Source organism: Xanthomonas cannabis pv. cannabis, from assembly GCF_000802365.1.
GTDB lineage: Bacteria > Pseudomonadota > Gammaproteobacteria > Xanthomonadales > Xanthomonadaceae > Xanthomonas > Xanthomonas cannabis.
In genome coordinates this window covers 1-7621 of the sequence record NZ_JSZE01000146.1, presented here as the reverse complement: position 1 = coordinate 7621, position 7621 = coordinate 1, and the positions used below count along the sequence as shown (strand labels likewise).

Here is a 7621-nt window from a genome sequence, read left to right as displayed (position 1 = left end):
CCCGGGTGCGGCACCACCGTGACCCTGTTCCTTCCGGCCATCGAGGAGGCCGAGCATGACTGAATCCCTGCGCCTGTTGATGGTGGAAGATCAAGAAGAACTGCGCGAGTTGATCGGCGAGGCGCTGCGCGATGCCGGCATCCGTGTCGACACCGCCGACGACGGGCATGCTGCATTGCGCATGCTGCGCGACAGCGGCCCCTACGATGTGGTGTTCAGCGACATCCGCATGCCCAACGGCATGTCGGGTATCGAACTGAGCGAGCAGGTGGCGCAACTGCTGCCGGACGCGCGCGTCATCCTGGCTTCGGGCTTTGCCAAGGCGCAGCTGCCGCCACTGCCGCCGCACGTGGATTTCCTGCCCAAACCCTATCGCCTGCGTCAGCTCATCGACATGCTGAAGGCCGCTGCCGCCAACGCCTGAGCGCGTGCGGCAGCGTTGCAACGGCGGCTCAGCGACTCTGGTAGTAGACCTGGTCGATGGCGATCTCCACCGGCGCTGCCGGCGCATCGGCCGCCAGCATGAAGGGCTGTCTGACCGCCTGCAGGTCCAGGTCGTGGAATGCGCCGAGCGGGATCGTGACCTCGTGCCAGGCACCATCGCGCACCACGCCGTACTGATTGCCACCGGGCGCAATGGCCACCCAGCTGTCGCCGAAGCTGGTGTTGATGCCGATCCTGAAGGGGGAGGCGGTCGCGGTCTTCACCTGCAGTTTGAGCGCGCCGCCCGCGTAGGCCGCCAGATTGCGGTAATCGCTCTGGATCCCCAACCCGTACCAGGCACCGGCGTTGGCGCGATAGGCCATCACGTTGCGGCCCTCGAACGGCGCCTGCGCGATCGGGGTGAGGTTGTTCCACAGGTACAGCTCGGCGTCCTGGCCAAGGGTCAGTCGCGCGCTGGTGTCGGTCTGGTCGGTGAATACGCCGAAGCGTCCCGCCGGCGCGGCATGCTGGTTGCCCACGTACAGCTGCGCACCGGGGTTTTGATACAGCCGGATGTAGTCCACTTCCATCTTGCCCGGCAGCGGCGCGGTCACTGCGGTCGGCGAGGTCACGCCGGTATAGGTGCCTCCGACAGCGAGATTGAGCAGCAGATAGTGCTGCTGATGGAACTCGTGCAACGAGGCGCCCTCGATATTGGAGATCGCAAACTCGAAATAGTGCTGGCCATCGATCGAGATACGGATGAATTGCGGGTCCCAGGTCATGCGATACACATGGAAATCGTTGTGCAGGTTCACCGGGCTGGTGTAGCTGGTGTCGTAATCGGCTTGCGAGCCGTTGTAGTCCCAGTGCACGGCCGCGCCGATGCGGCGGTTGGCGGTGCCGTTGGCGATCGCGGCAGCCATGCCGGCTTCCATCAGATCGATTTCACCGCGCCCGGGCCACACGCCGATCGTGCCCAGCATCCAGTAGGCTGGCCAGAGCCCGTTGCCCACCACCGGCGTCTTGATGCGCGCTTCCAGCGTGCCGTACTGGAAGTGCATGCGGCCTTCAGTCTTGAGCCGCGCCGACGTGAACGGCATGCCGCCGAAGGCTTCGCGACGCGCTTCGATCACCAGCCGGCCATTTTCGATGCGCGCGTTGTCGGGGCGGCTGGTGTAGTACTGCATCTCGCCATTGCCCCAACCGCACAGGCCGATCTGACAGCCATTGCCGACATCGTAGGTCCACTTGCTGCCGTCGATGCCTGGCCCGTTGAAGTTGTCTTCCCACACCAGTGTCTGTGCATGCGCACCCGGTGTCAGGGCCATGCCCAGTACAACAGCGAACTGCACGGTGACGCTACGTAAGGCGCGCATGCGTGTCTCCAACGATGGACCGGACGGTCCGTGGAGGAGCGACGCTGCGCAGTGGCTACGTCGGAGTCAAAGCAATTGAACGCGGCGTTTCAGTTCCGTGGTGTTCATTCCGGAATATTCCGTCATTGGCTTGACGCCGGTCGCAGATGGCGCCTGCGACATGTTGCGTGGCAGCAGCGGACGGGAGTGGGCATGCGTGCTGCGTGCCGTCGCGCAGTCGCACGCCGAGCGATGGCAGGTGCATCGTGCTGAAGCGGTTGCAAGCGCATGCGGGGCAGCCTGGCGCGCTGCCTTCGTCCAGGCATGCGATCGCCGCATGCGTTCGAGGCGACACCCGTGGCGATGGGCAACCAGCGCGGTGCGCCCTCGTTAATGCCCTGCGTGCACGGTCCAGGCCACCAGGCGGATCACCAGCGGCCGCACCACCAGCACGCAGCAGAACGCGGTAGGCATGGCGATGCGATAGGCATCGAGCGCGCGCCACACCAGGTCCGGCGTGGGCCCGGTGGCGATGCCGGTGATGACCAGGCACATCAGCAGCGCCATGATTGCGGCCATGTAGAACGCAAACACGAAGGGCGTGGCGCGCACGCCGAGCTTCCAGCGCGGGCGCACCATCGCAGACGAAGAGGGGGACGACGACATGGCAGGACCTCGGTTGCCGCACAGCGGCGGGATGGCCGAACTCTAGGGCAGCCGTGGCGCACGGGGTAGATCGCGTAAGCTTGCGGCTTACGTAAGTAAATCTTACGAATCGCGCCGCGATACTTGCTCAACTAATGAATATTCTTCAGTCGATTCGAAGCTTTGTCGGCACGGTCGATGCCGGCAGCATTGCCGGCGGGGCCAAGCTGCTCGGCGTCAGCCCTGCAGCGGTCAGCCAGAACATCGCGCGTCTGGAGCAGCACCTGGGCGTGCGTTTGCTGCATCGAACCACCCGCAGCCTGGCACTGACCGAGCGCGGCGCGGTGTACTTCGAGCAGGTGCGGCAGCTGGAACGCGACCTGGAGCGTGCCCGGCAACTGGTGGCCGGCCCGCAGCAGGCACCGGCCGGCCGATTGCGCGTGGCCAGCACCGCCGCGTTCGCACGTCACGTGCTGGCCCCGATGCTGCCGGCGCTGCGCCAGCAGTACCCGCAACTGGAGATCGAGCTGCTGTGCACCGACCGGGTGGTGCAGCACGCGCAGGAAAGCGTGGATGTCAGCCTGCGCATCGAAGCGCAACTGGAAGATGGACTGGTGGCGCGCTGTATCGCGCAGGTGCCGTTCGTGGTGTGCGCCGCGCCCGGGTATCTGGCCCGCTGCGGCATACCGACGCGGCCGGATGAGCTGAAGTACCACGACTGCCTGCTGCTGCGCTATCCGGCCGATGGCCGCTTCCTGCGCTGGAACTTCATACGCGACGGCGTGCGTTTCCAGCCTCAGCTTGGCCAGGCGCTGGTCAGCGACGACGTCGATGCGCTGGCCACCATGGCCGCTGCCGGTGGCGGCATCACGCGGCTGGCCGCATTCGTCGTGCAACCGTACCTGCAGCGCGGCCAGCTGCAGCAGCTGTTCACCCCCGACAGCGCCGACACCGGGCAGGCCGCACTCGAACCATTGCGCCTGTATCTGTGCGTGGCCGACCGCCGCGACTTCACCCCGAAGGTGCGCGCCTTCATGGAGCACGTACTGCAGCGCCTGCCACCGGACTGGCGGCTGACCGAGCCGGCATTGGTGCCGGGCTCGGCGTAGAACCGCAGCAGCGCAGCGACCAGCGGCGTTGCTCCAGGCATGCCGGAGGCCGACCCGGCACCTGCAGACGCCTCGACAGCGGCACGCCTGTCGAGCGATGCCATGCGCCGCGTCAGTCCAGCCTGAGCATCACCACTGCATGCGCGGGCAGCGCCACCGTCAAGGCCTTGCCCTGCACGCGTGCACCGTTGAACGGCCTTGGCTCCACCACATGCGGCTGCGCGAAGCTGTTGTGCGCGGTGATCGCCGCCGCACTGAGGATCTGTCCTTCCACACGCTGCGGCGCAAGGCCTTGCACGTCCACGCGGACGTTGGCCGGTGCGGTGGCGTCCAGGTTGGTCAGCGCGACATACACATGGCCATCTTTTGCCTTGACTGCCGAGCCGTGCACCGCCAGCACCTGCGTGTTGCCGTGGCGGTAGTGCGGTGTCTGCAGCTGCAGCGGCAGGTGGGTGGCGTCCTGGTAGGGCTTGTACAAGGCGAACACGTGGTAGGTCGGCGTCAGCACCATCTTGTCGCCATCGGTAAGAATCATCGCCTGCAACACGTTGACCATCTGCGCGATATTGGCCATGCGCACGCGCTCGGCGTGGTTGCTGAAGATGTCGATATTCAATGCCGCCACCAGGGCATCGCGCAGGCTGTTCTGCTGATGCAGAAAGCCCGGATTAGCGCCGGGCAGGCCGGCGTACCAGGTGCCCCATTCGTCCACCACCAGCGCCACCTTCTTGCCAGGGTCGTATTTGTCCATGATCGCGCTGTGTCTGGTGATCAATTCGTCCATCACCAGCGTGCGCGACAGCGTGTCGATCCAGGCGCTTTCGTCGAAATCGGTCGAGGAGGCGCGCGGCGGCCAGCCACCGGGCACCGTGTAGTAATGCAGGCTCAGGCCGTCCATCAGCGTGCCGGCTTCGCGCATCATTACCTCGGTCCAGTGATAGTCGTCGTTGTTGGGGCCGGGCGCGATCTTGCGCAGCGTTTGATTGGCCGGCGCCTTGACGAAGGTCTGGTAGCGCCGATACACGTCGGCGGCATATTCCACCCGCATGTTGCCGCCGCAACCCCACAGCTCGTTGCCCACGCCGAAGTAGGGCACCTGCCAGGGCGCATCGCGGCCGTTGGCGCGGCGCTCGCTGGCCAGGCTGGAGCGGGTGGCAGCGGTCATGTATTCGGTCCACTGCGCGATCTCGTCCGGCGCCGCATTGCCGACATTGCCGGCGATATAGGCCTGGGTGCCGAGCAGCTCGGTGAAGTCCATGAACTCATGGGTGCCGAAGCGATTGGACTCTTCCACGCCGCCCCAGTGCGTGTTGACGCGGATCGGGCGCCTGGCCGGCGCGCCGACACCATCGCGCCAGTGGTATTCGTCGGCAAAGCAGCCGCCCGGCCAGCGGATGTTGGGCACCGCGATGGCCTTCAACGCCGCGAGCACGTCGTTGCGGTAGCCGCGCGTGTTGGGAATGGAGGCGTCCTCGCCCACCCATACGCCGCCATAGATGCCGGTACCCAGGTGCTCGGCAAACTGCCCGAACAGTTGCCGTGACACCTGTGCGCCGGGTTGGTCCGCACGCAAGCTACCGGTCACCTCGACCTCGGCAGCGCAGGCGATGCAGGCACTGGTCGCCAGGGTGGCGGCAACGAGTGCGGGCAGCAGCTGCCGGCGTGAGGTCTGCAACGCGAGGGAGATCCAATGCATCGGCGGGGCGCTCCTGTAGGGGTGGGTCGAGGTGTTCGCGCACTGCCGGCGCAGCCGCATGCCGGTAGCGTAGTGGCAGTGGTGGTGCTGTGTCGCTTCATCGCGTTCGCCGCTGGCGAGCCCTGCCGCGCCCGCGCAATGCGATTCGGCGGTCGTCGTTCGGCAGGCCAGGATGTGCGCAAGGGCATGGTCGGCGGACGCGCGACGCGGCTATGCTCGCGGGCTTCCATCCGCAGTGGGGCGATTCATGCAGCGAGTGTTCGGGCAGTTGCCAGACGGTGTCGAGGTTCACGCGCTCAGCTTGCGCAGCGCCGACGGGCTGGAGGCGGACGTCCTCACCTACGGCGGCATCCTGCATGCGCTGCGGCTGACCACCGCGCAGGGCGTGGTGCCGCTGCTGCTGGGTCTGCCGGACCTGCCGGCCTACGCCGCCGATGGCGACAGCCTCAACATCCTGGTGGGCCGCTTCGGCAACCGTATCGGCGGTGCACGCTATACGTTGGACGGGGTGACCCGCACGCTGGCCGCCAACGAGGGGCGCAACCAGTTGCACGGCGGCGAGCGCGGTTTCGGGCGGCGGGTCTGGACGGTACTGGAGCAGGCACCTGATCAGGTGCTGCTGGGCTACGACTCGCCCGACGGCGAAGAGGGCTACCCCGGCAATCTGCAGGTGCGTGCCCGGCTTGCGCTGCAGCAGCGCAGCCTGCATCTGGACTTCGAAGCCCGCTGCGACGCGGCCACGCCGTTGAACCTGACCCATCACCCGTATTTCAATCTGTCCGGCGACCCGCAGCGGCGTGCCGCGGCGCAGGTGCTGCGGGTGCCTGCCGACCGCTATCTCCCGGTGGACGCAGAATCCATCCCGACCGGGGAGATCGCGTCGGTGGCCGGCACACCGTTCGATTTCCGCGACCCCGCCGCGCTGGCCGAGCGGATCGACCCGGCGCATCCGCAGGTCGTGCTCGGCAAGGGCTACGACCAGTGTCTGGTGCTGGCGCCAGGCGCCGACCGGGTCGCCGAGCTGTACTCCCCGCACAGTGGCGTGGCCATGCGCATCCTCAGCGATGCGCCGGCGGTGCAGGTCTACGAGGGGCAGCATCTGGACGCGCATCATCCGGGCCTGGGCCGCGGGGTGTGCCTGGAACCGCAGAGCTACCCGGATGCACCCAACCACGCCAACTTTCCCTCGACCATCCTGCGTCCCGGTGAGGTTCATCGCCGCCGCATCGTCTATCGCTTCGCCACGCCAGGCCCGGATCAGCCGTGGGAGGCGGTCAGCGCTGCACTCGATGGCTGAGCAGCGCTGACAGGGTCCAGGCAGATGCCCTGCATCCGCCGACCCACGCCTTGCGCAACCATCGCGCAGGCGTGACCGATGTCGAGGGGCGGCACGGGTCCTGCGTCCTTGTGGCTCGTCCGCGCCGTCCGCGCACCGGGCATCCGCGCGCAACCGCGTGTCAGCCGACCGCAGGCGCGGCGTGCTCGCATCTGTCGGTTCGGGCCGAATCGCCGGGGTGATCTCTGGTCGGGCGCGGTACGACACACGGGCACCGGGCCTGCAGGACACAAGCGGCCGGCCACGTGCAGGACTCGCTGCATGGCAGGCAGCGCCCGCCTGCGCGATCAGCGCGGCCCCAGTACCAGTTCGATCACGAACTTGCTGCCGAAGAACGACAGCACCAGCAACGCCATGGCGGTCAGCGTCCAGTGCACGGCCTTGGTGCCGCGCCAGCCATTACGCCAGCGGCCGACCAGCAGTGCGCCAAACACGATCCACGACAGGATGCTGAGCACGGTCTTGTGCAGCAATCGTTGCGCCAGGAAATCCTGCACGAACAGCAGCCCGGTCAGCAGGGTCAGGCTCAGCAACACGAAGCCGACGGTGATCGTGCGGAACAGCAGGGTTTCCAGTTCGGTCAACGGCGGCAGCGCGCGCAGCCAGGGATGGAAGTCGCGCCGCCGCAACGCCCGCTCCTGCAGCCACAGCATGATGGCCAGCAGGGCGGCGATGCCCAGGGTGGCGTAGGCCAGCAGCGCCATCCAGGCGTGCAGTTCCAGCCGCCAGCCCAGGTCTGCGCTCGGCTCATGGCCGTAGGCGTGGTAACAGGCCAGCAGGATGGCCGACAACGGAAACACCACCACGCCCACCGCCGCCATGCGGCCGCGCCCTCCGAACACCGCGGTCAGCGCGGCCATGCCCAGGCCGGTCAGCGACAGCGCGGCAAAGAAATGCATGTCCGGCCCGCCCGCGGTGCGGAACGCCACCAGCACGTGATAGCCGGCGTGCAGCGCAACTGCAGCCAGCGCCGGCGCCAACCAGCGCGCAGGGGCCTGGTTGCCATCGCGCAGCACCGCCCGGGTGAGCAGGGCGGCAGCCAGCAGGTACAGGG

7 protein-coding genes are annotated in these 7621 nt (G+C 67.3%); 3 read left to right on the top strand and 4 right to left on the bottom strand.

Annotated features, from left to right (window positions below; genetic code table 11):
• Window positions 1-55: 55 nt before the first annotated feature.
• Entirely contained in the window at window positions 56-424 is a 369-nt protein-coding gene (locus tag OZ10_RS18490) for a response regulator (protein ID WP_039410128.1), read from the top strand.
• Window positions 425-452: 28 nt separating this feature from the next.
• Here the strand turns inward: OZ10_RS18490 and OZ10_RS18485 are convergent, their stop codons facing one another.
• Window positions 453-1802 carry a glycoside hydrolase family 16 protein gene (locus OZ10_RS18485; protein ID WP_039566453.1) on the bottom strand — a complete coding sequence of 450 codons (1350 nt, stop codon included), beginning with the start codon at window positions 1800-1802 and terminating at the stop codon, window positions 453-455.
• Between the two features lie 369 nt (window positions 1803-2171).
• The gene (locus tag OZ10_RS18480) at window positions 2172-2447 is read right to left on the bottom strand and encodes a DUF2798 domain-containing protein (RefSeq protein WP_039410133.1); all 276 of its coding nucleotides are present in this window, start codon (window positions 2445-2447) and stop codon (window positions 2172-2174) included.
• 134 nt (window positions 2448-2581) lie between these two features.
• Between OZ10_RS18480 and OZ10_RS18475 the strand changes: the two genes are divergently transcribed.
• Complete coding sequence (locus OZ10_RS18475; RefSeq protein WP_039410137.1) at window positions 2582-3535, top strand: LysR family transcriptional regulator; 954 nt, start codon at window positions 2582-2584, stop codon at window positions 3533-3535.
• Between the two features lie 112 nt (window positions 3536-3647).
• Here OZ10_RS18475 and OZ10_RS18470 read toward each other — a convergent pair whose 3' ends face one another.
• The gene (locus OZ10_RS18470; RefSeq protein WP_039410140.1) at window positions 3648-5231 is read right to left on the bottom strand and encodes an alpha-N-arabinofuranosidase; all 1584 of its coding nucleotides are present in this window, start codon (window positions 5229-5231) and stop codon (window positions 3648-3650) included.
• A gap of 247 nt (window positions 5232-5478) precedes the next feature.
• Between OZ10_RS18470 and OZ10_RS18465 the strand changes: the two genes are divergently transcribed.
• A complete protein-coding gene (locus tag OZ10_RS18465) occupies window positions 5479-6528 on the top strand; it encodes an aldose epimerase family protein (protein WP_039410143.1) in 1050 nt (349 codons plus the stop codon).
• 326 nt (window positions 6529-6854) lie between these two features.
• Here the strand turns inward: OZ10_RS18465 and OZ10_RS18460 are convergent, their stop codons facing one another.
• Window positions 6855-7619: a cytochrome C assembly family protein gene (locus OZ10_RS18460; protein ID WP_081419663.1), complete on the bottom strand. Its 765-nt coding sequence runs from the start codon at window positions 7617-7619 to the stop codon at window positions 6855-6857.
• Window positions 7620-7621 lie beyond the last annotated feature (2 nt).

Bases quoted from the DNA above. Each gene is read 5' to 3' on its own strand.
- OZ10_RS18490 (WP_039410128.1), top strand. From the start codon at position 56: ATGACTGAATCCCTGCGCCTGTTGATGGTGGAAGATCAAGAAGAACTG.
- OZ10_RS18485 (WP_039566453.1), bottom strand. From the start codon at position 1,802: ATGCGCGCCTTACGTAGCGTCACCGTGCAGTTCGCTGTTGTACTGGGC.
- OZ10_RS18465 (WP_039410143.1), top strand. From the start codon at position 5,479: ATGCAGCGAGTGTTCGGGCAGTTGCCAGACGGTGTCGAGGTTCACGCG.
- OZ10_RS18475 (WP_039410137.1), top strand. From the start codon at position 2,582: ATGAATATTCTTCAGTCGATTCGAAGCTTTGTCGGCACGGTCGATGCC.
- OZ10_RS18470 (WP_039410140.1), bottom strand. From the start codon at position 5,231: ATGCATTGGATCTCCCTCGCGTTGCAGACCTCACGCCGGCAGCTGCTG.
- OZ10_RS18480 (WP_039410133.1), bottom strand. From the start codon at position 2,447: ATGTCGTCGTCCCCCTCTTCGTCTGCGATGGTGCGCCCGCGCTGGAAG.